The 24,597-nt window shown below is 61.9% G+C and carries 18 protein-coding genes; 11 read left to right on the top strand and 7 right to left on the bottom strand.

Annotated features, from left to right (window positions below; translation table 11 throughout):
* Positions 1 to 359 precede the first annotated feature (359 nt).
* Positions 360 to 1,241, bottom strand: a complete 882-nt coding sequence (gene tsf, locus ABH944_RS31700; protein WP_062090811.1) for a translation elongation factor Ts — start codon at positions 1,239 to 1,241, stop codon at positions 360 to 362.
* Positions 1,242 to 1,498: 257 nt separating this feature from the next.
* Positions 1,499 to 2,251, bottom strand: a complete 753-nt coding sequence (rpsB, locus tag ABH944_RS31695) for a 30S ribosomal protein S2 (protein WP_404611317.1) — start codon at positions 2,249 to 2,251, stop codon at positions 1,499 to 1,501.
* A 466-nt stretch (positions 2,252 to 2,717) separates the two neighbouring features.
* Between rpsB and map the strand changes: the two genes are divergently transcribed.
* The 5 genes from map to ABH944_RS31670 all read left to right on the top strand — a co-directional run bounded on the left by map (position 2,718) and on the right by ABH944_RS31670 (position 9,039).
* Positions 2,718 to 3,527, top strand: a complete 810-nt coding sequence (gene map / locus ABH944_RS31690; RefSeq protein WP_404611318.1) for a type I methionyl aminopeptidase — start codon at positions 2,718 to 2,720, stop codon at positions 3,525 to 3,527.
* Positions 3,528 to 4,005: 478 nt separating this feature from the next.
* The gene (locus ABH944_RS31685) at positions 4,006 to 6,591 is read left to right on the top strand and encodes a [protein-PII] uridylyltransferase (RefSeq protein ID WP_404611319.1); all 2,586 of its coding nucleotides are present in this window, start codon (positions 4,006 to 4,008) and stop codon (positions 6,589 to 6,591) included.
* A 217-nt stretch (positions 6,592 to 6,808) separates the two neighbouring features.
* The gene (locus ABH944_RS31680) at positions 6,809 to 7,852 is read left to right on the top strand and encodes a hypothetical protein (RefSeq protein ID WP_404611320.1); all 1,044 of its coding nucleotides are present in this window, start codon (positions 6,809 to 6,811) and stop codon (positions 7,850 to 7,852) included.
* On the top strand, positions 7,834 to 8,583 hold the full coding sequence (locus ABH944_RS31675; protein WP_331712703.1) for a pseudouridine synthase: 750 nt from the start codon (positions 7,834 to 7,836) through the stop codon (positions 8,581 to 8,583). Before ABH944_RS31680 ends, ABH944_RS31675 begins: the two co-directional genes overlap by 19 nt.
* 216 nt (positions 8,584 to 8,799) lie before the next feature.
* A complete protein-coding gene (locus ABH944_RS31670) occupies positions 8,800 to 9,039 on the top strand; it encodes a hypothetical protein (protein ID WP_062090817.1) in 240 nt (79 codons plus the stop codon).
* Positions 9,040 to 9,262: 223 nt separating this feature from the next.
* On the opposite strand, the gene def is transcribed toward ABH944_RS31670, so the two are convergent.
* From def to smc, 4 genes are all read right to left on the bottom strand, one after another.
* The gene (gene def / locus ABH944_RS31665; protein ID WP_404611321.1) at positions 9,263 to 9,796 is read right to left on the bottom strand and encodes a peptide deformylase; all 534 of its coding nucleotides are present in this window, start codon (positions 9,794 to 9,796) and stop codon (positions 9,263 to 9,265) included.
* Entirely contained in the window at positions 9,793 to 11,898 is a 2,106-nt protein-coding gene (gene ligA, locus ABH944_RS31660; protein ID WP_404611322.1) for an NAD-dependent DNA ligase LigA, read from the bottom strand. Before ligA ends, def begins: the two co-directional genes overlap by 4 nt.
* A 134-nt stretch (positions 11,899 to 12,032) precedes the next feature.
* A complete protein-coding gene (locus tag ABH944_RS31655; protein ID WP_404611323.1) occupies positions 12,033 to 13,280 on the bottom strand; it encodes a cell division protein ZipA C-terminal FtsZ-binding domain-containing protein in 1,248 nt (415 codons plus the stop codon).
* Between the two features lie 236 nt (positions 13,281 to 13,516).
* On the bottom strand, positions 13,517 to 17,032 hold the full coding sequence (gene smc, locus ABH944_RS31650; RefSeq protein WP_404611324.1) for a chromosome segregation protein SMC: 3,516 nt from the start codon (positions 17,030 to 17,032) through the stop codon (positions 13,517 to 13,519).
* A 507-nt stretch (positions 17,033 to 17,539) separates the two neighbouring features.
* Between smc and dapC the strand changes: the two genes are divergently transcribed.
* The 6 genes from dapC to cls all read left to right on the top strand — a co-directional run bounded on the left by dapC (position 17,540) and on the right by cls (position 23,648).
* A complete protein-coding gene (gene dapC, locus ABH944_RS31645; RefSeq protein WP_404611325.1) occupies positions 17,540 to 18,751 on the top strand; it encodes a succinyldiaminopimelate transaminase in 1,212 nt (403 codons plus the stop codon).
* A gap of 38 nt (positions 18,752 to 18,789) precedes the next feature.
* A complete protein-coding gene (gene dapD, locus ABH944_RS31640) occupies positions 18,790 to 19,617 on the top strand; it encodes a 2,3,4,5-tetrahydropyridine-2,6-dicarboxylate N-succinyltransferase (RefSeq protein WP_062090823.1) in 828 nt (275 codons plus the stop codon).
* A gap of 3 nt (positions 19,618 to 19,620) precedes the next feature.
* Complete coding sequence (locus ABH944_RS31635) at positions 19,621 to 19,983, top strand: ArsC family reductase (RefSeq protein WP_062090824.1); 363 nt, start codon at positions 19,621 to 19,623, stop codon at positions 19,981 to 19,983.
* 115 nt (positions 19,984 to 20,098) lie between these two features.
* Positions 20,099 to 21,238: a succinyl-diaminopimelate desuccinylase gene (gene dapE / locus ABH944_RS31630; RefSeq protein WP_404611326.1), complete on the top strand. Its 1,140-nt coding sequence runs from the start codon at positions 20,099 to 20,101 to the stop codon at positions 21,236 to 21,238.
* A 28-nt stretch (positions 21,239 to 21,266) separates the two neighbouring features.
* Positions 21,267 to 22,151, top strand: a complete 885-nt coding sequence (gene prmB, locus ABH944_RS31625; RefSeq protein WP_062090826.1) for a 50S ribosomal protein L3 N(5)-glutamine methyltransferase — start codon at positions 21,267 to 21,269, stop codon at positions 22,149 to 22,151.
* 33 nt (positions 22,152 to 22,184) lie between these two features.
* Complete coding sequence (gene cls / locus ABH944_RS31620) at positions 22,185 to 23,648, top strand: cardiolipin synthase (RefSeq protein WP_404611327.1); 1,464 nt, start codon at positions 22,185 to 22,187, stop codon at positions 23,646 to 23,648.
* 7 nt (positions 23,649 to 23,655) lie between these two features.
* Here the strand turns inward: cls and ABH944_RS31615 are convergent, their stop codons facing one another.
* Positions 23,656 to 24,432 carry a dihydrodipicolinate synthase family protein gene (locus ABH944_RS31615; protein ID WP_404659609.1) on the bottom strand — a complete coding sequence of 259 codons (777 nt, stop codon included), beginning with the start codon at positions 24,430 to 24,432 and terminating at the stop codon, positions 23,656 to 23,658.
* Between the last annotated feature and the right edge of the window lie 165 nt (positions 24,433 to 24,597).

Genomic DNA, 24,597 nt, shown 5'->3' with positions numbered 1-24,597 from the left:
TGAGGGTTCCGATCGCGCCGAGAGGGAGTGCAACAACGTAGAACTGTAGGGGTGAAACGATATTTCCGGCAAGCATCCCATATCGGACAAGCCGCGGCGGCGTAACGGGGTAACCTCGGGTCATCCCCGGTTTGCCCGTCCGGCGCGGTTTTGACCGCCATGAGGGCGCGAGACGGCGTTCCGCATTCGGGAACGCTGAACTCGCATTTAGCTGCTTTTCACTGCATTTTTGATTCGGCGGCCGGTGCGCCTGCATCGAGCGGCCCGGCTGAACGGACCGGCTGATGCTGCACTGCACTGCTTGCGCGTGGCTGCTTCAAAGCAAACAGCCGGCGCACTACTGACCGCCGTTTGACTCTTTAGCCTTGCTTGGCGGCGGCAACTTGCGCGGCCACTTCGGCAGCGAAGTCGTCCGTACGCTTTTCGATGCCTTCGCCGACCACGAACAGCGCAAACTTCTGCACCGACGCGCCTGCTGCCTTCAACATCTGTTCGATCGTCTGCTTGTCGTTCTTAACAAACGTCTGGTTCAGCAGCGACACTTCCTTCAGGTACTTCTGGACGCTGCCGTCGACCATCTTCGCGACGATCTCAGCCGGCTTGCCCGATTCCGCGGCCTTTTGCTCGGCGATGCTGCGTTCCTTCGCGATCAGTTCCGCCGGAACGTCGTCCGACGACAGCGAGACCGGCTTCATTGCAGCGACGTGCATGGCAACGTCCTTGCCGACCTGCTCGTCCGCGCCCGTGAATTCGACCAGCACACCAATGCGCGTGCCGTGAAGGTACGAAGCCAGCTTGTTGGCGGATTCAAAACGCACGAAACGGCGTACCGAGACGTTTTCGCCGATCTTGCCGATCAGCGCGAGACGCACTGCGTCGACCGTCGAGCTTTCCAGCGGCAGGGCCGACAGAGCGGCCACGTCAGCCGGGTGATGCTTCGCGATGAGCTCAGCCACGGCCTTGCCGAACGCCAGGAAGTCGTCGTTCTTCGCAACGAAGTCGGTTTCGCAGTTCAGCTCGACCAGGACGCCCACGCCGTCAGCGATATGCGACGTCACAATGCCTTCAGCCGTCACGCGCGATGCCGCCTTGCTTGCCTTGTTGCCCAGCTTCACGCGCAGCAGCTCTTCAGCGCGCTCCATGTCGCCTTCAGCTTCGGTCAGCGCCTTCTTGCATTCCATCATGGGCGCGTCGGTCTTTGCGCGCAGTTCTGCCACCATGCTTGCGGTAATTGCCGCCATCATTTGCTCCTTGAGTCTGTGCCGTGCTTTCGCACGTATCGCACTATTGACACGCGCCGCCGGCGAGAAATGCCCGCGGCCAGAATGGGGGTGCTGCCTGATACTTCACAGATGCTTCACGGCTGTCTCGCGCTCTGCTTCACACGAATAGTGCCGTTGTTACTTTACGTTGCAGTTGCGGCCGGTTAAAAAAAGGGGGCCTTTCGCAAAGCCCCCTTTTTTGCCGGATACATCACGTCGGCGTCAGATGCCGCGACTTACGCTTCTGCGTTGACTTCCACGAACTCGTCGCCTTCACCGCTGCGAACTGCCTGAACCACTTCGTTCACCGCGCTCGAACGGCCTTCCAGGATCGCATCGGCCACGCCCTTGGTGTACAACATGACAGCCTTGCTGGCGTCGTCGTTACCCGGGATCACGTAGTCAATGCCTTCCGGCGAGTGGTTCGTGTCAACCACGGCGATAACCGGAATGCCCAGCTTCTTGGCTTCGGTCACGGCAATCTTGTGGTAACCAACGTCAACCACGAAAATTGCGTCCGGAATGCCGCCCATGTCCTTCACGCCGCCAATCGACTTCACCAGCTTGGCCATTTCACGTTCGAACAGGAGCGCTTCCTTCTTGCTCATGCGTTCCGTTTCACCGGCTTCCAGCGCTGCTTCCATGTCCTTCAGGCGCTTGATCGATACTTTCAGCGTCTTGAAGTTGGTCAGCATGCCGCCGAGCCAGCGTGCGTTCACGAAAGGCATGCCAGCGCGCTGCGCTTCTTCTGCCACCGTGTCACGCGACTGACGCTTCGTGCCAACGAACAAAATCGTGCCGCGATTCGCTGCCAACTGACGCACGTACTTCAGCGCGTCGTTGTACATCGGCAGCGTCTTTTCGAGGTTGATAATGTGAATCTTGTTACGATGACCGAAAATGAACGGAGCCATTTTCGGGTTCCAGAAGCGAGTTTGGTGACCGAAGTGGACACCGGCTTCCAGCATTTCACGCATTGTTACTGCCATGAGAGTTCTCCGCGAGGGTTAGGTCTTAAGCCGGCTGCCGCATCAGGCGCCCCGTGTTTCTTAACCGAGTTTCCCCGGACCGGAGCGCCGGACACCCTGGGTGCGCCGGCTTGCGATTCAAGTCCGATCTTCCTTCATGCCTTTTTGCACCGGCCTTCCGAAAAACACCTGTTTTCAGAAACGCCGCATTCAAAAGACGATTACAAAGTAGATGCAGACTTAGCCAGCGAGTATATCACGCTCAAATGGCACGACTCAAGATGCCCGCTCATCCGAATATATAAGCAGGGGGGTTTTCTCCAGCGGCACCGTCGTGGGCTGCGGCCGGCCTTGTAATCGGTAAATTCGTGTCTCAGCCGCCCTAAAACCGCTGCGCCGGCCCGCGCCCGGGTGCGGCGAGGCCTGTAAGGTGCGATAATGGCCGATTGGCGCTCACAGCCGCTTACACGCATTCTCGATACAAGTCATGTCCATTACGCTGAAAAACGACCACGATATCGCGCAAATGCGCGTCGCCTGCCGGCTTGCCAGCGAAGTGCTCGACTTCATCACGCCCCATATTGTCGCCGGCGTGACGACGGGCGAACTCGATCGCCTCTGCCACGAGTACATGGTGAAGGAACAGGGCACGGTGCCCGCGCCCCTCAACTACCAGCCACCTGGCTATCCGCCGTACCCAAAAGCGACCTGCATTTCCGTGAATGACGTGATTTGCCACGGCATTCCTGGCGACAAAGCGTTGAAAAACGGCGACGCGCTCAATATTGACGTCACGGTGATCAAGGAAGGCTATTTCGGCGATACCAGCCGCATGTTCCTGGTCGGCGAAGGGTCAATCCTGGCAAAGCGCCTGGTGCAAACCACGTTCGACTGCATGTGGCTCGGGATCGACCAGATCAAGCCGGGTGCGCATCTGGGCGATATCGGGCATGCCATCCAGAAATATGCCGAAGCACAAGGCTATAGCGTGGTACGCGAGTACTGCGGCCACGGCGTGGGCAAGGTGTTCCACGAGGACCCGCAAGTGCTGCACTACGGCCGGCCGGGCACGGGCATCGAATTGCAGGCGGGCATGATCTTTACCGTCGAACCCATGATCAACGCTGGCCGCCGCGATATCCGCACCATGCCCGACCAATGGACCGTCAAGACGCGCGATCGCAGCCTGTCCGCGCAATGGGAGCATACGGTGCTGGTTACCCCAACGGGCTACGACGTGCTGACTGTGTCCGCGGGCACGCAAGCGCCGTCGCAATTGATCGCCGCGACGGCCTGAAGCTCTCGCTGACCGGGAACCCGGAGAGCGTGGTTCCGCCATTGACCGGCCAGGCTTTTGACACATCAGGATATGGCGCGAGTCGCGCGCACCGTATTTCGGACGATATCAAGCGGGTCGAATCTTGCTATTTGGGTTGTGCTCCACCCACCAGGCGCTTGTCGCGCCCATGAATTTCCTAGCTGAGTGGTACCGGATGTGCCGGATCGTCGAAGCCAGTTATTTCGCCCGGTTTAAAGACAGCTTAAGCTTGCTGTATAGAGCGGTATAGGGAGCCTGCGGCATCTCGCCTTGCCCGATGATCCCCGACAAACTCAAGCTCGCGGTCATGGCTGGTCAGACAACGGCCTGCGTTTCACGCCGCAAGCGGCCTATGGCGGACACGCGCTGAGCGCATCGCTGCGACCCGATTAAAAGCCCGCGAACCGCCTGTTCGCCACAATCAATTTCACCCACTGACCTCACGACCCGCCTGCCCATGAGCGTACCTGCCGACGCCCCGCCCCGCGCCGATTCGCTGAAAGCCTCGTACAAGACGGCCAAGGCCGCCCTGCTGGAGCGCTTCCAGAGCGCGACCAACGTCGATGGCCTGATGCACGCCCTCGCGCGCGCCACCGACGAAGCGCTCCGAGGCGCCTGGGAAGCCTGCGCGATGCCGAAATCGGCGGCGCTGATTGCAGTCGGCGGCTACGGGCGCGGCGAACTTGCGCCCTATTCGGACGTCGATATCCTCGTCCTCCTGCCCGATGACGATACGCCCGACCACACCGCCTCGCTGGCCTCGCGTATCGAACGGCTGATCGGCATGGCGTGGGATCTTGGTCTGGAGATCGGCAGCAGCGTACGGTCGGTGACGCAATGTATCGACGAAGCGAGCAACGACATCACCATCCAGACCTCGCTGCTGGAGGCGCGGCGCATAATCGGCAACGAGAAACTGTTCGAGACGTTCGAGGGGCGGTATCAGCAAACACTCGATCCGCGTGCGTTCTTCCAGGCGAAAGTCCTCGAGATGCGCCAGCGGCACGCCAAGTATCAGGACACGCCGTACAGCCTCGAACCGAATATCAAGGAAAGTCCCGGCGGCCTGCGCGACCTGCAGCTTATTTTATGGATCTCGCGTGCGGCCGGTTTCGGCAGTAGCTGGCGCGAACTGGATTCGCGCGGCCTCATCACCGAGCGGGAAGCCAGCGAACTGCGCCGCAACGAAGGCTTCCTGAAGACCCTGCGCGCGCGGCTGCATGTGATTGCCCGGCGGCGCCAGGACATCCTCGTCTTCGACTTGCAGACGGCGCTGGCCGAAAGCCTCGGCTACAAGGCAACGTCGTCCAAGCGCGCGAGCGAACAGCTCATGCGCCGCTATTATTGGGCCGCCAAAGCCGTCACGCAGCTTGCCACCATCCTGATCCAGAACGTGGAGGCGCAACTGTTTCCATCGACGAGCGGGATCACGCGCGTGCTCAACGAGCGTTTCGTCGAGAAGCAGGGCATGCTGGAAATCGCCAGCGACGACGTTTTTGAACGTGAACCGAACGCCATTCTCGAAGCATTCCTGCTGTACGAACAGACGCGCGGCGTGAAAGGCTTGTCTGCCCGGACACTGCGAGCGATCTATAACGCCCGTGACCTGATGGGCCGCGACTGGCGGCGAGATCCGGAAAACCGGCGCCTGTTCATGGAGATCCTGAAGCAGCCCGAAGGCATCACGCACGCGCTGCGGCTGATGAACCAGACAAGCGTGCTCGGGCGTTACCTGCTCAACTTCCGGCGCATTGTCGGCCAGATGCAGCACGACCTGTATCACGTCTATACCGTCGATCAGCACATCCTGATGGTGTTGCGCAATATCCGGCGCTTTGCGATGGCCGAACACGCACATGAATACCCCTTCTGCAGCCAGTTGATTGGCAATTTCGAGCGCCCGTGGGTGTTGTATATTGCGGCGCTTTTTCACGATATAGCCAAGGGCCGCGGCGGCGATCACTCCGTGCTCGGCATGGCGGATGCGCGGCGTTTCTGCCGTGACCACGACGTCGGCGCGGACGACAGCGACCTGGTGGTGTGGCTCGTGGAACAGCATCTGACGATGAGCCAGGTGGCGCAAAAGCAAGATACAAGCGATCTGGAAGTCATCAAGCAGTTTGCATCGATGGTCAAGACCGAGCGCCGGCTGACCGCACTGTATCTGCTGACCGTCGCCGATATCCGCGGCACCAGCCCCAAGGTGTGGAACGCGTGGAAAGGCAAGCTGCTCGAGGATTTGTACCGGGCCACCCGTGCCGTGCTCGGCGGCGCCGAACTGCACGCGCATTCGGAACTCAAGTCGCGCCAGGAAGACGCGCTGGCGTTGCTGCGCCTTGAAACCGTGCCCGAAAACGCAGAAAAAGCATTGTGGGACAAGCTCGATGTCGGCTATTTCCTGCGTCACGACGCCGCCGATATCGCCTGGCAAACCCGCGTGCTTTACAAGCACGTGGAGAGCGAAAATCCGATTGTGCGGGCGCGGCCGTCGCCGATCGGCGCGGCGCTCCAGGTGCTGGTGTATGTGCAGGACCGACCCGATCTGTTCGCCGGGATTTGCGCCTATTTCGATAAAAACGGGCTGTCCGTGCTGGATGCACGGGTAACAACGACGCGGCACGGCTACGCGCTCGACAATTTTCTGGTCGCGCATCCGGACCATGACGGGCATTATCGCGACATTGCGAATCTCGTCGAACAGCAGTTGAGTATGCTGCTGACCGCCGAAGGCATCTTGCCGGAACCGTCGAAAGGACGTGTTTCGCGGCTGGTGCGCACTTTTCCGATCACGCCGCGCGTGGATTTACGTCCCGACGAACGTGGTCAGTATTACATCCTGTCCGTATCGGCTAACGATCGGCAGGGCCTCCTTTATTCGATCGCGCGGGTTCTGGCCCAGCACCGGATCGGCGTCCACGCGGCGCGGATCAATACGCTTGGCGAACGCGTGGAAGACGTGTTCCTGCTCGACGGCAAAACCCTATCCGACAACCGGACGCAGATCCAGGTCGAAACCGAACTGCTGCGCGCGATCGCAGCCTGAGAATATATGCGCGTCAAACTGACAGCGAAGCACCCGCGCCCGGCATCGCCGGCACGTTCCCCCGTTCGTACCGGCAGCGCTGCCGGACGGAAAAAGCCCGTACGCGCCGAGATGGCGAGCGGCGACCGGCCAGTGCGCAGCGATAAACCCGCAGGCGGTGCACGGCCGGCGGGTTCCGGTGAGCGGAAGCCTTTCAAGGCGCGTAGCGACGACTCGCGTGGCGCGGGAGATCGCGGGCCCCGGCCTTCGTTTGGGGATCGTGGTGCTCCGCGCGGTGATCGGCCTTCGGGCGATGGTGAACGTCGGCCGTATACGCCGCGTGGCGATGCTCCAAGGGGTCCGAGTAGTGATCGTGGGCCTCGGCCTTCATTTGGGGATCGTGGTGCTCCGCGCGGTGATCGTCCGGCCGATGGTGAACGTCGTCCGTACGCGCCGCGTGGCGATGCTTCAAGGGGTCCGAGTAGTGATCGTGGGCCTCGGCCTTCATTTGGTGATCGTGGCGCGCCGCGCGGTGATCGTCCTTCGGGCGATGGTGAACGTCGTCCGTACGCGCCGCGTGGCGATGCTCCGCGTGGTCCAGGCAGCGACCGTGGTCCGCGTCCTTCCTTTGGTGATCGTGGCGCGCCGCGCGGTGATCGTCCTTCGGCCGATGGTGAACGTCGGCCGTACGCGCCGCGCGGTGATGCTCCGCGTGGCCCGAGTAGTGATCGTGGTCCGCGGCCGTCGTTTGGCGATCGTGGCGCGCCCCGTGGGGTTCGTCCTTCCGGTGATGGTGAACGCCGTCCGTTCACCCCGCGTGGCGATGCTCCGCGTGGCCCGGGCAGCGACCGTGGTCCGCGTCCGTCGTTTGGCGATCGCGCCCCCCGCCCTTCCTTTGGTGACCGTGGCGCACCGCGTGGCGACCGCCCATCGGGCGACAGCGAACGCCGCCCGTTCAAAGCCCGCGATGATTCGCGTGGCCCGGGCAGCGATCGCACACCGCGCCCATCGTTTAACGACCGCGGCGACCATGGCGCTCCGCGCGAGCGCAACCACTCCCACGATGGCAGTCCGCGCCCAGCTCCCACTGACCGTCAACGGCCATCGAGCGATAGCCCTTACGCCAAACGCGAAACATCCGAACGCTTCAGCGATGACCGCAAGCCCGCCGCACGCAAACCGGTATCGAAGCCATCAAAACCGCGCGACGCCGACGCCCCTCCCTCACCCGCCCGCGTCGCGCGCGAAAGCGAAGAAGGACTCGTGCGCTTGTCGAAGGTGATGTCGGAACTGGGACTGTGCTCGCGCCGCGAAGCGGATGAATGGATCGAAAAGGGCTGGGTGCTGGTCGACGGTGAGGTCATCGATACGCTCGGCACCAAGATTCGTCCCGACCAGAACGTTGAAATTGCCCCCGCCGCGCACGCGGCCCAGATGCAGCAAGTCACCATCCTGATACACAAGCCGGTCGGCTACGTGTCGGGTCAGGCGGAAGACGGGTATCAGCCGGCTGTCACGCTGGTCAATCCGTCCAACCATTGGGCCGACGATCAGTCCGGCATCCGGTTCACACCGCTGCATCTGCGCACGCTCGCACCGGCGGGTCGTCTGGATATCGATTCGACCGGCCTGCTCGTCCTGACCCAGGATGGCCGGGTGGCAAAGCAACTGATTGGCGGCCATTCGGACGTCGATAAGGAATATCTCGTGCGCGTGAAATTCGGCGAACATGAAGTCGATATCGAACCGCACTTCCCGCCCGAAAGCCTGGCGCTGTTGCGCCACGGACTTTCCCTCGACGACGTGCCGCTCAAAACCGCGCAGGTCAGTTGGCAAAATGGCGAGCAGTTGCGTTTTGTGCTGCGCGAAGGCAAAAAGCGCCAGATTCGCCGGATGTGCGAATTGGTCGGCCTGGAAGTGGTTGGCCTGAAGCGGATCCGGATGGGACGTGTCACGCTCGGCGCGTTGCCGCCGGGTCAGTGGCGTTATCTGGGCGCGGACGAAGCGTTCTAAGCCGCTTCGCTCACGCTTTTCGCACGCTTCAAAGCGTCGCGGGAAAACGGCGTAATTGTTACCAGTCGATGCGAACGGCGCCCGCCGATCGCATCGATTTTTTTTGGCCGATTTTTTGGCTAAAGAAAATATGACATATGACCGTTAGTCAGATACATGCGCAATTTACCGCTTCGAGTCGCGCGTGCCTGGGCGTTGGGCTACTGGAGAATTGCCATGTCCGTTGAAATCATTGTTCGCGAAACCAAAACCGGCCTCGAGATCATCAGCGGCCGACGTCGACTCGACGCGCTGCTTGCGGTGCGTGACGAAGTCGTCGTGACGAGTCCGGGCGTGGGTGAAGTTGTCATCGCGCGCTTGCCGGACGGACGCTTGCAGGCATCGGCGAATCCGGAACACATCGAACTGTTCCGTCAGCCGGAAACATCGGCGGGAAACAAGAAAAGCTTCGCGTGAGGATGAAGCCACCGCGCTTCCGGCGGCTTTTGCTTCCTTGACGCATGGATGCGCCGGTGGATCTTTCGGGCCCCGTCAGGCACGGCTGATTGAGTCGGCAATGGATCATTCGCTGCGACGAAAGGCGCATCTCACCAAACAAAAAGGGCCGCGATTCTTCGCGGCCCTCAATTCATCCAGCGGCTGAACGGCCTGTCAATCCGGCCGCTCCTCCCTCCATCGATCAATCGTCGCTTTTCGGATCGAGCCCCGGAAACAGGATCTCGGTGAAGCCGAATTTCGAGAAATCCGTCACCCGCATGGGATAAAGCTTGCCGATCAGGTGATCGCATTCATGCTGCACGACCCGCGCGTGGAACCCCTCGGCCAGCCGTTCGATGGCTGAGCCATACTGATCGAACCCCTGATAGCGGATCATGGAATACCGCTGCACGGCGCCGCGCAGGCCTGGCACCGACAAACACCCTTCCCAGCCTTCCTCCATGTCGTGCGAGACCGGCGTAATGATCGGATTGATCAGCACCGTTTCCGGCACCGGCTCAGCGTCCGGATAACGCTCATTGTGAGCAAAACCGAAGATCACAACCTGCAAATCCACGCCGATCTGCGGCGCGGCAAGTCCGGCACCGTTTGCGTGGCGCATGGTGTCGAACATGTCCTCGACAAGCGCATGCAGCGCGGGGGTATCGAAATGGTCGACCGGCTCTGCAATACGCAACAAACGCGGATCGCCCATTTTGAGGATTTCGCGAATCATGGGGTTTCTCCCTCCAAAAGCTTGCGCATACCATCTTCGTCGAGCACGGGGACGCCGAGTTCCTCGGCCTTCACGAGCTTGCTGCCCGCCTCAGCCCCCGCCACCACGTAATCCGTCTTCTTCGACACCGATCCCGCCACTTTCGCACCCGCCGCCTCCAGCATCTCCTTCGCGTCTTCGCGAGACAGATTGGGCAGCGTGCCGGTGAGCACGACCGTCTTGCCGGCGAGCACGCCTTGCGGCGCCTTCGGCGCGGGCGGGCCTTCGGGCCAGGTCACCTTGCCCGGCGCGCGCAACTGCTCGATCACCATCTGGTTATGCGCTTCGCTGAAAAAATTGTGCAGCGACTCGGCCACGACCGGGCCAACGTCATTCACTTCCAGCAATTCCTCGACGCTGGCCGCCATGATCGGATCAAGCGAGCCGAAATGCTTGGCCAGGTCCTTTGCAGTGGATTCCCCGACGTGACGAATACCGAGCGCGTAAAGAAAACGCGGCAAGGTGGTTTGCTTCGCTTTTTCGAGAGAATCGTACAGATTTTGGGCGGATTTATCGGCGAAACGGTCCAGGGCCGCGAGCGTGGCCACGCCGAGATTGAACAGGTCCGCAGGCGTGCGCACAATATTCTGCTCGACCAGCTGGTCGATGATCTTCTCACCCAGCCCATCGATATCCAGCGCGCGCCGTTGCGCGAAATGCCACAACGCTTGCTTGCGTTGCGCAGGACAGATGAGTCCGCCCGTGCAACGGGCAATGGCCTCGTCAGGCAGCCTTTCGATCTTCGATCCGCAGACCGGGCACTCGGTCGGCATGACGAACTCGCCAGCATTATCCGGACGCCGGTCGAGAATCGCGCCGACGACTTCGGGGATTACGTCGCCGGCACGCCGCACGATCACTGTATCGCCAATACGGATGTCCTTGCGCCGCACCTCGTCCTCGTTATGCAGCGTCGCATTCGTTACCGTCGCGCCGCCGACGAACACGGGCGTGAGCCGGGCGACCGGCGTGATGGCGCCCGTACGGCCGACCTGGACGTCGATGGCAAGCAACTGCGTGAGCGCTTCCTGCGCGGGAAACTTGTGCGCGAGCGCGAAGCGCGGTGCGCGCGAAACAAAACCGAGCTTGTCCTGCTCGTCGCGCTGGTTGACCTTGTAGACCACGCCGTCGATGTCATACGGCAAACCGTCGCGTTTCTCGCCCGTTTTGCGGAAGAATTCGAGCAGGCCTTCAGCGCCTTGCACCACGCCGCGCTCGGCGTTGACCGGCAGGCCCATTTCCTTGTACCAGTCGAGCAGCGCCGAATGCGACGCCGGCATCTCCACGCCTTCCAGCACGCCAATGCCATAAGCGAAAAACGACAACTGGCGCTGCGCGGTCATCTTGGGGTCGAGCTGGCGCAAACCGCCGGCCGCTGCGTTACGCGGATTCGCGAATTCGCGTTGTTCAGCCTCGCGTTGCCGCGCGTTGATCTTCTCAAAATCGCGCTTGAACATAAGCACTTCGCCCCGCACATCGAGCCGCTTCGGTATGTTCTTACCCTTGAGTTTCAGGGGAATGGAACGAATGGTACGGACGTTTTCCGTCACCTCTTCGCCCGTCGCACCGTCGCCGCGCGTGGCCGCCTGAACGAAGATGCCGTCGTCATAACGCAGAGAAATGGCCAGTCCGTCGAATTTCAGTTCGCATGCGTATTCCACGGGCGTGTGGCCGAGCGTGTCGGCGACGCGTTTATCGAACGCAATAATGTCTTCGTCCGCGAAACCGTTGTTCAGCGAGAGCATGGGCACGTCGTGCGTAACCGGCTGAAAACCCGTGGCGACCTGGCCGCCGACGCGTTGCGTGGGGGAGTCAGGCGTGATCAGTTCGGGCTGATCGGCCTCGATCTGCTGCAGCTCCTTGAACAGGACGTCGTATTCGGCGTCCGGCAGATCCGGCTGATCGAGCACGTAATACGCGTAATTGGCGCGCTCGAGCTCCGTGCGCAGCCAGGCGGCGCGCTCAGCCGGCCGCTCCGCGCCGGCGATGGGCGAACCATGCGCAGCGGAAGCGGCGGAGACAGCGGAATCAGCTTTGGCAGCGGCTTTCGGTTTGGCAGACATGCGGCAGGACAGACTAGAAAGTTAGAAGAAAACCGACCTGTTGATTGTCTCAGAGATCGGCTGTTCGTGGCATCGGGCGTGTAGTCGATGCCTGACGAAATCGCTAACTGTCCAACGGCTGCCGCCGTCAGGTCCTACTGGCTGAACAAGCGCCGCGTGGCGGGGGAGCCCGCCGGAATACCTGCCTGTTCGAGCTTCGCGTACAGCGTCATCAACTGCTTTTCAATGGCCAGCAGCGACGATTCCGGCAACGGCCGGCGCTGGTCGTCCACCACGCGCGCGCCAATGCGCTCGGAGAGCGACTTGGCGTAATCGCACATCAGGCGGAACGGCAGGATGTCTTCATCGGCCACGGGCACGTCCAGCACGAGCGTGATCATCTGGCCGCCCTTGTACGTCAGGTCGTCGCGCAGGAAGTTCGTGTCGCCGAAAAGCAGCATGAACACCGGATTCTGGCGTGCATCGAGCTTGACGAAACGCGTGCCGTCGCGCGACAGCAGCAAGCCGTCCTGCGAAGCCACTGCCTGCACATAGTTGGCTGACCACGGCGCGCCGTCTGAGAGAATGTTGATCGACAACTGCGCGTCGCACTGAGCCGCGAACGCGTCGAGTTCACGTGCCATGCCGACCGTTTCCAGCATGTCGGGGAACTCGGGCGAACCGTCAATACTGTCGGCGAAACGCTGCACGCCCGTAACGAACTCCGAGAACTCCAGTTCGTTCAGCGGGCCGCCGCGATTGGCCAGTTGCGCCGCTGCGCGCAGCTCTTCATAACGCGCGCCGTTCTTGAGCAATTCCCAGGTCGTGCCGCCCTCCGGCTTGCCTTCTATGTGCACGGGTTTCGCGCCCGCGCGGCGCAGTTTCTGCGCGCTCGGGATCAGCTTTTCGCCCGCTATGGGGGCAAGCAGACGGATCGGCACCACGCAATCGATCCGCCGGTCCACGATAGCCGGCGGCGCCGATGAAATCGTGGTCGCGGCGGGCAAAACGGGGTCGTCATCGTCGGCGAGAATGGGCGCCACGGGTGACGAATCCGGCTCCGGGAAATCGCCATTGACCGAGGTCGATTCGGCCTGGAGATCGACTGCGGTATCGGCCGGCGCTACCGTAGAAAGCGGCGCACCGCCGAAACTCGGCTCCACCCGCGTGTCCGGTGTATCGCCCTCGCCGCCCATGGCGGGTTCACGCCGCACCGGGCGTGTAGGTTCAATGAACGGCTGCTCCTCGTCGGTGTCGTTGCGCGCAAGCGACTCCGCTGCTTCGTCAGGCATCGGGCGCGGCATCTTGCGGCGCACCTTGGCGCCCTGCCACGCGTTATAAACCACCACGCCGCCCACCACCACGGCACCGGCTCCAATCAACCCGAGTGTCAACTCGTCCATGCACTCTCCGTCATTCTTTTCTGGTTGCGCTCTCGGCGCGCCTGACGGCGCTATTGAGGCATCCGGCGCTCGATTGAGCACTTGTTGAGCTTACGCTGCGCGATCTGCGCCCCACGCCGTGCGAATGTTGCGTCCGGACTGCGTGAGTCACTCCGCGCCTGCGCGCCAGAACGGGCCTCCCAGGCCCGTTCTCCATACCATCTTGCTGTCCGTTCTAGAAACGCCCGGCCAAACGTTCAAGCATTCTGGGCGAAACCCGCCGCGGATTCCATATCCACGGCAACAATCCGCGAAACGCCCTGTTCCTGCATCGTCACGCCGATCAGTTGTTGCGCCATTTCCATAGCGATCTTGTTGTGCGAGATGAAGAGGAACTGCGTCTTCTCCGACATCGCCCGCACCAGGTTCGCAAAGCGTTCCGTGTTGGCGTCGTCGAGTGGCGCGTCCACTTCGTCCAGCAGACAGAACGGCGCCGGATTCAACTGGAACATCGCAAACACGAGCGCGGTGGCGGTCAGGGCCTTTTCGCCGCCCGACAGCAAGTGAATGGTCGAATTCTTCTTGCCTGGCGGTTGCGCGAGCACCTGCACGCCGGCATCGAGGATTTCGTCGCCGGTCATCACGAGTTTTGCCTGACCACCGCCGAAAAGACGCGGGAAAAGCTCGCCGAAATGACGGTTCACTTCGTCGAACGTGCCTTGCAGCAACGCCCGCGTTTCCTGGTCGATCTTGTGGATCGCGTCTTCCAGCGTGCCGATGGCGTCGTTCAAATCCGCCGATTGCGCATCCAGGAACTCCTTGCGCTCGCTGGCTGCGGCGAGTTCATCGAGCGCGGCCATGTTCACGGCGCCAAGCGCCGCGATCGCATTGTTCAGCCGCGTGACCTCGCCCTGCAGGTAAGAGGGTTTCAGGTCCGGCGTGAGCTTGGCCTGCAACTCGGCTTCATCGACACCGGCAGCCGCCAGTTGCTCGATAAACTGCTCGCCGCTGATGCGCGCCGCCTGTTCCTTCAACTGCAATTCGCTGATCTTGTCGCGCAAGGGCTGCAGCGAACGTTCCGCGATAAGCCGCAACTCGTCTGCCTGTCGCAGGCGCGCGGTGAGATCGTCGAGTTCGAGCCGGGCCGAGTGCAACGCCTCTTCCTTGACCGCGCGCAATTCGAGCGCGTCCTGCAAGCCGGTGTGCGCGGTCTGTTCGTTGATCGTTTCGAGCTCGCCACGGGCATCTTCCAGGGCGCCGGCCACGCGTTCGCTCTGATCCTTCGCGGTTTCGATGTTGCGCCGGTATTCGTCGATCTTCGCCGCTAGCCCGCGCGCCGCGAAGCTGGCGTCGGTGGCCGCGCGTTCGAGGTCGCGCGCTTCCTGGCGGGCATTGGTCAACGCTTCGTCGAGCGCTTCGAACGCCAATTGATGATCTTCGAAACGCGCCTGCAACTCGGCGAGTTCGCCATCGTGGCGCTCGAAATTCGCCTCCGATTCAGCCCGCAACTCGCGCTGTTCATAGATTTGCGCGGTGATTTCAGCCAGTTCCACGCGGATCTGCGTACTGCGCTGCATGTAGCGCTCGTGCGCCTGCGCGAGCTTCAACACGTCCATTTGCAATGCATGGACGCGTTGGGTCGCGCGTTCGGCAGAAGAACGGGCGTCGCCAAGACTCGCCGATGCCTGCGTATGCGCCGCTTCCGCTCGCACGGCCGCGGCCTTGGCTTCATCGGCGAGCAGGGCTTGTGCACGCACTTGCTTCGTCAGGTTTTCGATTTCCTGCTGGCGGGCGAGCATGCCGGCCTGTTCGGAGTCCGCGGCGTAAAGCTGCACGCCAACCCGCGTCACCACATGGCCCGCCTTCACCACATACGCAGCGCCATCCGGCAATTGCGAACGCGAGGCAAGCGCCTGGGCGATGTCATCGGCGACAAAAACGTTACCCAGCCAGTCGGTCAGTACGGCGCGCAGACCGGCGTCGTCGATACGGATCAGCGCAAGCAGCGGCCGCAAACCAGCGGGCGTTTCCTGCGGCCGGCCGGCGTTAGGCGGTGCATAGAACGCCAGTTTGGCCGGCGGAGCGTCGGTCGCGAACGCCTTCACCCAGTCGAGATTCGATACTTCCAGCGCCGCGATCCGCTCACGCAGAACCGACTCCAGCGCCGTCTCCCAACCCGCTTCAATGTGGAGCTTTTTCCACAGGCGCGGCAACGAACCGAGTTCGTGTTTATCAAGCCACGGCTGGATCTTGCCTTCAGTCTGGACGTTTTCCTGCAATTGCTTTAACGCCGCGAGCCGCGCCTCAAGCTGGTGAATCTGCGCGCTTTCGGCCTGCACTTTTTCTTGTGCCGCGCGACGCTCGCCATCCAGACGCGGCAGCGTATCTTGCGCATCGGAGAGACGGGCCTGGGCTTCCGCCAGGATTTCTTCGTGCTCGGCGAGTTGCATGCGCAACTCTTCGAGTTGCGCTTCGTCGGGCGCGTCAAGGCCGCCCGCTTCGCTTTTCAGGCGTTCGTGACGCTGCTGCAATTGCTGCAGTTGCTGATCGGCATTGCGCTGATGCGCAGCCTCGAGTTTCAACGCTTGTTCAGTCTGCGCGATACCGCCGCGCTCCGCGTTCAGCTCCGTCTGGGCGTCGCGGAAACGCGCTTCGAGCGCGGGCAGTTCGTCGTGTTTCGCGGCAGCCGTTTCTTGCGCAATAGCGGCCTTTTCCTCGCCGACAGCCAACGCTTCTTCGGCATCCGTGATCTCGCCGCGCGCTTTCTCGGCCTGCATCTGCCACTGTTCGCGCTGAGCGCTCAACGCGGCGATCTGCGCCTGCACCCGATTGCGCGATTCCACGATAAAGCGGATCTCCGCCTCGAGCTTGGCCACCTCCGAGTTCGCTTCGTACAGCGCGCCCTGGGCGCCCTGCATGGCGTCGCTCGCGCTGTAGTGCGCCACCCGCAGCGTTTCCAGTTGCGCTTCGACTTCGCGCAGCTTGGCGGTTTGCGCCTCGAGTTCAATCTGCGCGTCGCTGATGGCACGCTGCTGGCGCTCCGACTCGTTGCCCGCCTCGTTTTTGCGCAACAACCACAGGAGCCGTTGTTTTTCCTCGCCTTCGGCCTGCAGCGTCTTGTATTTCGTCGCGACAATAGCCTGCGCTTCGAGCTTCTCCAGATTCGAGCTCAACTCGCGCACGATATCTTCCACGCGGGTCAGGTTTTCGCGAGTATCGTGCAGGCGGTTTTCGGTCTCGCGGCGGCGTTCCTTGTACTTGGACACGCCTGCGGCTTCTTCCAGGAACACGCGCAGTTCTTCGGGCTTCGCCTCGATGATCCGCGCGATCATGCCCTGCCCGATGATCGCGTACGCGCGTGGCCCGAGGCCTGTACCCAGAAAGATGTCCTGGATATCGCGGCGGCGGGCCGGCAGGTTGTTGATGTAGTAGCTCGAGGTGCCGTCGCGCGTGAGAACGCGCTTGACGGCAATCTCGGCGTAGGTGCCCCACTGGCCGGCAGCGCGGCCGTCGGCGTTATCGAAGATGAGTTCGACGCTGGCGCGGCTGCCGGGCTTGCGCGCAGTGGAGCCGTTGAAGATCACGTCCTGCATCGACTCGCCGCGCAGCTCGGAAGCGCGCGATTCGCCGAGCACCCAGCGCACGGCATCGATGATGTTGGATTTGCCGCAGCCATTCGGGCCCACCACGCCGACAAGCTGGCCTGGGACCTGGAAATGGGTGGGATCGACGAAGGACTTGAAGCCAGCGAGTTTTATCGAGGTCAGACGCACGGCGATATCGCTGATTGAAAAGAATTCGGGAGAACGGGCCGGCGGGCCTCCGAGCCATGCTGCTTGTGCGGCAGGAGATAACGACTAACGCCGGTCGAAAACGCTCGGGCGGTGGGTCGAACCCCGTCGGTTCGAAGCGACGGCGCGCAACCCGTGATGCTCTTGCTTGACGGCTTATATATAACCCATAACCCACCTATAACCCACCGCAAGCACGCAACCCGGCGAACGATGACAATCATACCATCGCCCGTCTTGAATTCTTTTGGTTTGCTGACACAGCGATTTCCGCTCGCAACGAAGGGCCGGCCGGGGGTCTGCCAGCGCCAATGCCAGGGTCAATGCCGGTCGATTCCGGCTTAGCGGCGGCAGCAGTCGCCCAATGCCGGCGCACTGCAGGAACCGGCCTTCCGGAAACCCCCTCAACGAGCCGGCAAACCCGACCAGGAGGCGACGGAGGGCTATAATCCGAGCCTTGCCGTTCCATCGTCCGCACCCGACTTCGCCGTGAATCCACTTCTCCAGAAACTTCAGCCGTATCCATTCGAAAAGCTGCGCGTGCTATTCAAGGGCGTCACGCCGCGCGCGGACCTGGCACCGATCAGCTTTGGTATCGGCGAGCCGAAACATGCAACGCCGGCGCTGATCCGCGACGCTGTAATCAATGCGATGTCCGGTCTCGCGTCCTATCCCGCCACGGCAGGCAGCGAGCCGTTGCGCCAGGCCATCGCTGACTGGACCAGGCAGCGCTACGCCCTGCCCGCCGTCAACGCAGCCACAGAAGTCCTGCCCGTCTCCGGTTCGCGCGAAGCCTTGTTCTCACTGGCGCAAACCGTGATCGACAGCCGCAGCACCAGTGAACCGCCCGTTGTCGTCTGCCCCAACCCGTTCTATCAGATCTACGAAGGCGCGGCCTTGCTGGCCGGCGCCGAGCCGTACTTCGTGAACAGCAATCCGGCGCGCAATTTCGCCTGCGACTATGCATCCGTACCCGACGCCATCTGGGCACGCACGCAACTGCTCTACGTCTGCTCGCCCGGCAACCCGACTGGCGCCGTGCTGACGCTGGAAGACTGGCGCGAGCTATTCGCGCTGTCGGATCGGCACGGTTTCGTGATCGCCTCGGACGAATGCTATTCCGAGATCTATTTCGACGAAGCCACGCCACCGCTGGGCGGCCTGGAAGCCGCGCACAAGCTGGGCCGCGGTTTTGGACGTCTGGTCATGCTCTCCAGCCTCTCGAAGCGCTCGAACGTGCCCGGCATGCGCTCGGGTTTCGTCGCCGGCGATGCATCGATACTCAAGCAATTCCTGCTCTACCGCACCTATCACGGCGCAGCGCTCTCGCCCATGTTCCAGGCGGCGAGTATCGTGGCGTGGAAAGACGAAGCGCACGTGCGCGACAACCGCGCGCTGTACCTGAAGAAATTCACGACCGTCACACCCATGCTCGCCGACGTGCTCGATGTCCGCCTGCCCGACGCCGCGTTCTACCTGTGGGCGAACGTCGCGCGCACCGGCCTCACCGACACCGAGTTCGCCGCCCGCCTTTACGCCGACTATAATGTGACGGTTTTGCCGGGCTCGTATCTGGCACGAGACGCCCACGGCACGAATCCCGGTAGCGGTTTCATCCGTATCGCGCTGGTCGCGGATGTCGACGAATGCGTGGAAGGTGCCCGGCGCATCGTCGAATTCTGCCGCTCGCTGGCGCAGTAAATCCCTCCTTAATCACAGCACTCACTTAAGTCACGACCATGTCGCAACAACTTCAGCAGATCATTGACACCGCCTGGGACAACCGCGCCGAACTGTCGCCCAAAGCGGCCGCAGCCGAGGTGCGCGACGCCGTCGCTCACGCCATCGAGCAACTCGACAAAGGCCTGTTGCGCGTCGCCGAGAAACGGGACGGCGAATGGGTGGTCAATCAATGGCTGAAGAAAGCGGTATTGCTGTCGTTCCGGCTGGAAGATAACGCACCCATGCCGGCTGGCGGCTACAGCCAGTTCTACGACAAGGTGCCGTCGAAGTTCGCGAACTACACGGCTGAAGATTTCGCCGCGGGCGGCTTTCGCGTCGTGCCGCCGGCCATCGCGCGCCGCGGTTCGTTCATCGCGAAGAACGTGGTGTTGATGCCCTCGTATACGAATATTGGCGCCTATGTGGATGAAGGCACCATGGTCGACACATGGGCTACGGTCGGCTCCTGCGCGCAGATCGGCAAGAACGTGCATTTGTCGGGCGGCGTGGGCATTGGCGGCGTGCTGGAACCACTGCAGGCGAACCCGGTGATCATTGAAGACAACTGCTTCATCGGTGCGCGTTCGGAAGTGGTGGAAGGCGTGATCGTGGAAGAGAACTCGGTCATCTCCATGGGCGTGTATCTCGGCCAGAGCACCAAGATTTATGACCGCGAAACCGGTTCGGTGACTTACGGCCGCATTCCGGCGGGCTCGGTGGTCGTCGCGGGCAACCTGCCTTCGAAAGACGGATCGCACAGCCTGTACTGCGCGGTGATCGTGAAGAAGGTGGACGCGAAGACGCGCGCCAAGGTTGGCCTGAACGAGCTGCTGCGAGGCGATTGATCCATGGCCGCGAAAAAGATCGTCGTGTATGGGATTCCGAATTGCGACACCGTGAAAAAAGCACGCGTGTGGCTGGAAGAACATGACGTGCCGTTCGAATTCCACGACTTCAAGAAAGCCGGGGTATCGACGGCCTTGTTGCAGGACTGGTTGAAGGACGTCACGCTCGACGAACTGATCAACCGGCGCGGTACGACCTGGCGCGGCCTGTCGGACACGTATAAAGACGAAGCGGGTTCCACGGCCGGCGCGATCGCGTTGATGATCCACAAGCCGTCGATCATCAAGCGGCCCGTGCTCGTGGTCAACGGCCGCGTGAAATCGCTCGGTTTCGACGCAGACAAGTACGAATCGCTGTTCGTTTAAGGGTTGAAATTCAAGCTTTAAGCGCAGCATCGCATGCGCCCTGATAAACGGCGTGCGAATCTTGATCCCTGCCGGCCGCCGCGCCGGCATTTTTTATTGAAAGTGGCTCCAATCCATGCCCGGCACTCTTCTTCTCTCTGAACAACTCATCGCGCGCGCATCCGTCACGCCCGACGACCAGGACTGCCAGAACCTGCTGATCGAGCGGTTATCGGCGATTGGCTTCGAGTGCGAAACGATCGCGTCCGGCGGCGTCACGAATCTCTGGGCTGTGAAACGGGGCACGGACGGCACTGACGGCAAGTTGCTCGCGTTCGCGGGCCATACCGACGTCGTGCCGACAGGTCCGCTCGAACAATGGACCTCGCCGCCATTCGTGCCGACTCACCGCGACGGCAAGCTGTACGGCCGCGGCGCGGCTGACATGAAGACATCGATCGCGGCGTTCGTCGTGTCGAGCGAAGAGTTCGTCACGGCGCACCCGGCGCATCGCGGCTCGCTTGCGTTCCTGATCACGAGCGACGAAGAAGGCCCCGCCACCGACGGCACCGTCAAGGTAATCGACGCTTTGAAAGCGCGCGGCGAGCGGCTGGACTACTGCATTGTCGGGGAGCCCACCTCCAGCGCCACGCTGGGCGACATGGTCAAGAACGGCCGGCGCGGTTCCATGTCCGGCAAGCTGGTGGTGAAAGGCGTGCAAGGGCATATTGCTTATCCGCATCTCGCCAGGAACCCGATTCATCTGCTCGCACCCGCGCTGGCTGAACTGGTCTCCACGCATTGGGACAACGGCAACGAATATTTCCCGCCGACCACGTGGCAAGTGTCCAACCTGCACGGCGGCACGGGCGCAACCAACGTGATCCCGGGTCATATCGAGTTGATGTTCAATTTCCGCTTCTCCACAGCGAGCACGGTGGAAGGACTGCAAAGCCGTGTTCACGCGATCCTCGATAAACACGCGCTGGACTACGATCTCGCGTGGAGCGTCAGCGGCCTGCCGTTTCTCACCCCGCGCGGCACGTTGTCGAACGCGCTGGAACAAGCCATCTTCGATGAAACCGGCGTGCGCACCGAACTGTCTACTACCGGTGGCACCTCGGATGGCCGCTTTATTGCTCGCATCTGCGAACAGGTGGTCGAGTTCGGACCGCCCAACGGCAGCATTCACAAGATTGACGAGCACGTTGAAGTGGCGTTTATCGAACCGTTGAAAAACGTGTATCGACGCGTGCTCGAAACCCTGCTTGCCTGATCCGACTCACTCTTATAAGGAGCCTGCGATGGCGCTTCCCTTCACCACCGTTCGCGATCTGCTGCGTTTCGCCGTCTCGCGTTTCACCGCGGCAGACTTGTCGTTTGGCCACGGTTCGTCGAATGCATTCGATGAAGCCGCGTACCTCGTGCTGCATACCCTGCACTTGCCGCTCGACACACTCGATCCGTTCCTCGACGCCCGCCTGCTCGACACCGAAATCGACGCCATCATGAAAGTGATCGAGCGCCGCGCGACCGATCGCGTACCGGCGGCGTACATCACGCACGAAGCGTGGATGCACGGGCACCGTTTCTACGTGGATGAGCGCGTGATAGTGCCGCGTTCGTTTATCGGCGAGCTGTTGCAGGATGGCTTGCAGCCCTATGTGCAGGACCCCGACGAAGTGTCGCGCGTGCTGGAACTCTGCACCGGCTCCGGCTGCCTCGCGATCCTGGCGGCGCAGGCGTTCCAGAACGCGGACATTGACGCCGTCGACATCTCCGCGCCCGCGCTGGAAGTCGCACACAAGAACGTGGACGACTACGACCTGGACTCGCGTGTCGCGTTGTACGAGGGCGACCTGTTCGCCCCACTGCCAGTTGGCCGCTACGAAGTCATCATCACGAATCCGCCCTACGTCAACGCACTGGCCATGCAGACCCTGCCCGCTGAATACCGCCACGAGCCGGAACTTGCGCTCGCGGGCGGAGCGGACGGCATGGACATTGTGAAGCGGATCGTAGGCGAAGCACGCAAGTGGCTGACCGAAGACGGTGTGCTCGTGGTCGAAATCGGCAACGAACGGGCCAATGTGGAAGCTACGCTCGGTGGCCTCGACCTGGTCTGGCTCTCGACCAGCGCGGGCGATGACAACGTGTTTCTCATCCAGGCAGCCGACTTGCCGGGCTAACGGCGCAACTCCCGACTTCCAGGCACCGCGTACATGCACTTCGAGTGGCAGGACTGGCTTCATCTCGGCACGTTTGTGATCATCGCCCATTTGCTGGGCGCGGCCGCAGCATGCCATGCAGTGCTCAACACGCGGACGTCGCAAGGCGCGGTCGCGTGGGCCGTGTCGCTGGTCGCCATGCCCTACTTCACGCTGATCCCGTATCTCTTTCTCGGGCGCAGCAAGTTCGCCGGGTATATCGACGCGCGTCGGCTGGAAAACGAGATCCTGCGCAAGAGCACGCACCCGGCGGAATGGAATTTCCCCGATGAAGCCGCCCGCCTGCGCGGCGCAGCAGCGGGAGATCCCGCGGAATATCTGGGACATCCGACCATACGGGCGCTGACGCGTTTGAGCGGCATGCCGTTCCTGCGCGGCAACTCGGTGCGTGTGCTGATCAATGGCGACGCCACCTTCGACGCAATCTTCAAGGCCATCGAGGTCGCGAAGGTGTATGTGATCGTGCAGTTCTTCATCGTCCGCGACGATGAACTCGGCAATAAACTGAAAGACCTGCTGATCAAAAAAGCGCAGCAAGGCGTGCGGGTCTATTTCCTCTACGACAGTATCGGCAGCTTCGATTTGCCGAAACGCTACGTTGACACCTTGCGCGCGGGTGGCGTGCAGACGCATCCGTTCGCGACCAAGCGCAAGTTCGTCAATCGCTTCCAGATCAACTTTCGCAATCATCGAAAGATCGTGGTGGTTGACGGCGAATGCGCGTTCGTCGGCGGTCACAACGTGGGCGTGGAATATCTCGGCGCGAATCCGCGTTTGTCACCCTGGCGCGATACCCACATTGAAGTGCGCGGTCCGGCGGTCGCGAGCATCCAGTTCGTGTTCATTGAAGACTGGTACTGGGCAACGCAGCGCATTCCGGAAGTGGAAGCGTCGAAGACATCCACGCACGACATGAGTTGCCTCGTCCTCGCGAGCGGCCCCGCCGACCATCAGGAAACGTGCTCGCTGTTTTTCGTCGAGGCAATCAACGCGGCGCGTTCGCGGATCTGGATCACGACGCCGTATCTCATCCCCGACGAAGCCGTGTTCTCCGCGCTGCGGCTCGCCGTATTGCGCGGCGTGGACGTGCGGATCCTGATTCCAAGCCGCCGCGATCATCGCGTGGTGTTCGCCGCATCGAAACTCTATGCCTACGATGCGCTGCTCGCAGGCGTAAAGATCTATCGATATCGCCCGGGCTTCCTGCATCAGAAAGTGGTGCTGGTGGACGACATGTCCGCCGCCATTGGCAGCGCGAATCTGGATAACCGCTCGTTTCGCCTCAACTTTGAGATCATGGTCCTGACCGTGGATCGGGGTTTTGCCAGCGAAGTGGAGAAAATGCTCCTCGACGACTTCGCGCAATCATGGGAAATCACCCGCGACGACTATCTCGGCGCGCCCGCGTGGCGCCGCGTGACAATGCACGTCGCGCGCTTGTTTTCACCCATTCTTTGACGCGGTTTTAACCCGCGTACGGTCCGAGGCTATCGGCGAATCGCCGGGCGCATTCCAGTCCGAACGCACTCGGCGTAATGCCGCGGTCGTGTCTGACCTCAAACCCCATTCGCCATGCAGCAATGCGCTTGCCATAACAGGTGAGCGCGTCGAGCGATTGCATCACGAAAACAATCGCCGGCAACACTTCCTCATAGTGCCGCTGCGCCGCAGCCGGATCGTGCGCAAATGCCCGATAGATTTCCACCTGATGATCGAAGCTGTCAGGCGCGATGATCATGCCCGCGCAGCCGGCGCGCAGGTTGTCGAGCAACTCCTGGCCGCCGCGCCCGTTGAAGACAGGCATTGTGCTGCCGGCCGCCGCCAGGCACTCGATAGTCGTACGCAGTACCGTCGCCGCACCCTCGCCCTTCAACCAGCGGAAGTTCGGGCATTGCTGAGCCAGTTCGGCCAGCGCTTCCGGCGACAGACCGACACCCAGATACTCGGGCGCGTTTTGAATGCCCGCGCCGGCCGTGCCGGCCAAACCGTTCATGACGGCGGCAAAGAAATCGAAGTAAAACCGCTCGGGCTCGGTGCGCGTGGACGGCGGTTGCAGGATCAGCCATTGCGCGCCGTGCGCCACAGCCCAGTTGCCGAATTCGGTCTGCTCACGGACGGTGTCGCCGGTGACGGTAACCGCCAGCGGGACGCGCGATGCAATGTCCTCGCGCGCCCAGTTCACGAGCTGCTCGCGCTCAGCGCGCGACAGCCGCTGAACCTCGGTTGCAAGCCCTAGACACAATGTATTGGACCTGCTGTACCTCAAGCGACGCGGGTTAAGCTTGAGGCTCCGAAGAACCGAAGGCTCAGAACCGCAATTGAGGAGAGCAGGTCGTGAAGCAGTTTAGCAAGTTCGTTGGGTTGGATGTTCACAAGGCGACGATTGCGGTTTCTGTAGCCGATGCGG

The organism is Caballeronia udeis (assembly GCF_044909315.1).
Lineage (GTDB): Bacteria > Pseudomonadota > Gammaproteobacteria > Burkholderiales > Burkholderiaceae > Caballeronia > Caballeronia udeis_A.
Note: the sequence above shows the minus strand (reverse complement) of the source record. Positions and strands in the feature narration are given on the sequence as shown.

What these genes read in the sequence shown, in the direction of transcription:
- tsf (WP_062090811.1), bottom strand. Translation starts at nt 1,241, where the DNA reads ATGGCGGCAATTACCGCAAGCATGGTGGCAGAACTGCGCGCAAAGACC.
- rpsB (WP_404611317.1), bottom strand. Translation starts at nt 2,251, where the DNA reads ATGGCAGTAACAATGCGTGAAATGCTGGAAGCCGGTGTCCACTTCGGT.
- map (WP_404611318.1), top strand. Translation starts at nt 2,718, where the DNA reads ATGTCCATTACGCTGAAAAACGACCACGATATCGCGCAAATGCGCGTC.
- ABH944_RS31685 (WP_404611319.1), top strand. Translation starts at nt 4,006, where the DNA reads ATGAGCGTACCTGCCGACGCCCCGCCCCGCGCCGATTCGCTGAAAGCC.
- ABH944_RS31670 (WP_062090817.1), top strand. Translation starts at nt 8,800, where the DNA reads ATGTCCGTTGAAATCATTGTTCGCGAAACCAAAACCGGCCTCGAGATC.
- def (WP_404611321.1), bottom strand. Translation starts at nt 9,796, where the DNA reads ATGATTCGCGAAATCCTCAAAATGGGCGATCCGCGTTTGTTGCGTATT.
- ligA (WP_404611322.1), bottom strand. Translation starts at nt 11,898, where the DNA reads ATGTCTGCCAAACCGAAAGCCGCTGCCAAAGCTGATTCCGCTGTCTCC.
- ABH944_RS31655 (WP_404611323.1), bottom strand. Translation starts at nt 13,280, where the DNA reads ATGGACGAGTTGACACTCGGGTTGATTGGAGCCGGTGCCGTGGTGGTG.
- dapD (WP_062090823.1), top strand. Translation starts at nt 18,790, where the DNA reads ATGTCGCAACAACTTCAGCAGATCATTGACACCGCCTGGGACAACCGC.
- ABH944_RS31635 (WP_062090824.1), top strand. Translation starts at nt 19,621, where the DNA reads ATGGCCGCGAAAAAGATCGTCGTGTATGGGATTCCGAATTGCGACACC.
- dapE (WP_404611326.1), top strand. Translation starts at nt 20,099, where the DNA reads ATGCCCGGCACTCTTCTTCTCTCTGAACAACTCATCGCGCGCGCATCC.
- prmB (WP_062090826.1), top strand. Translation starts at nt 21,267, where the DNA reads ATGGCGCTTCCCTTCACCACCGTTCGCGATCTGCTGCGTTTCGCCGTC.
- cls (WP_404611327.1), top strand. Translation starts at nt 22,185, where the DNA reads ATGCACTTCGAGTGGCAGGACTGGCTTCATCTCGGCACGTTTGTGATC.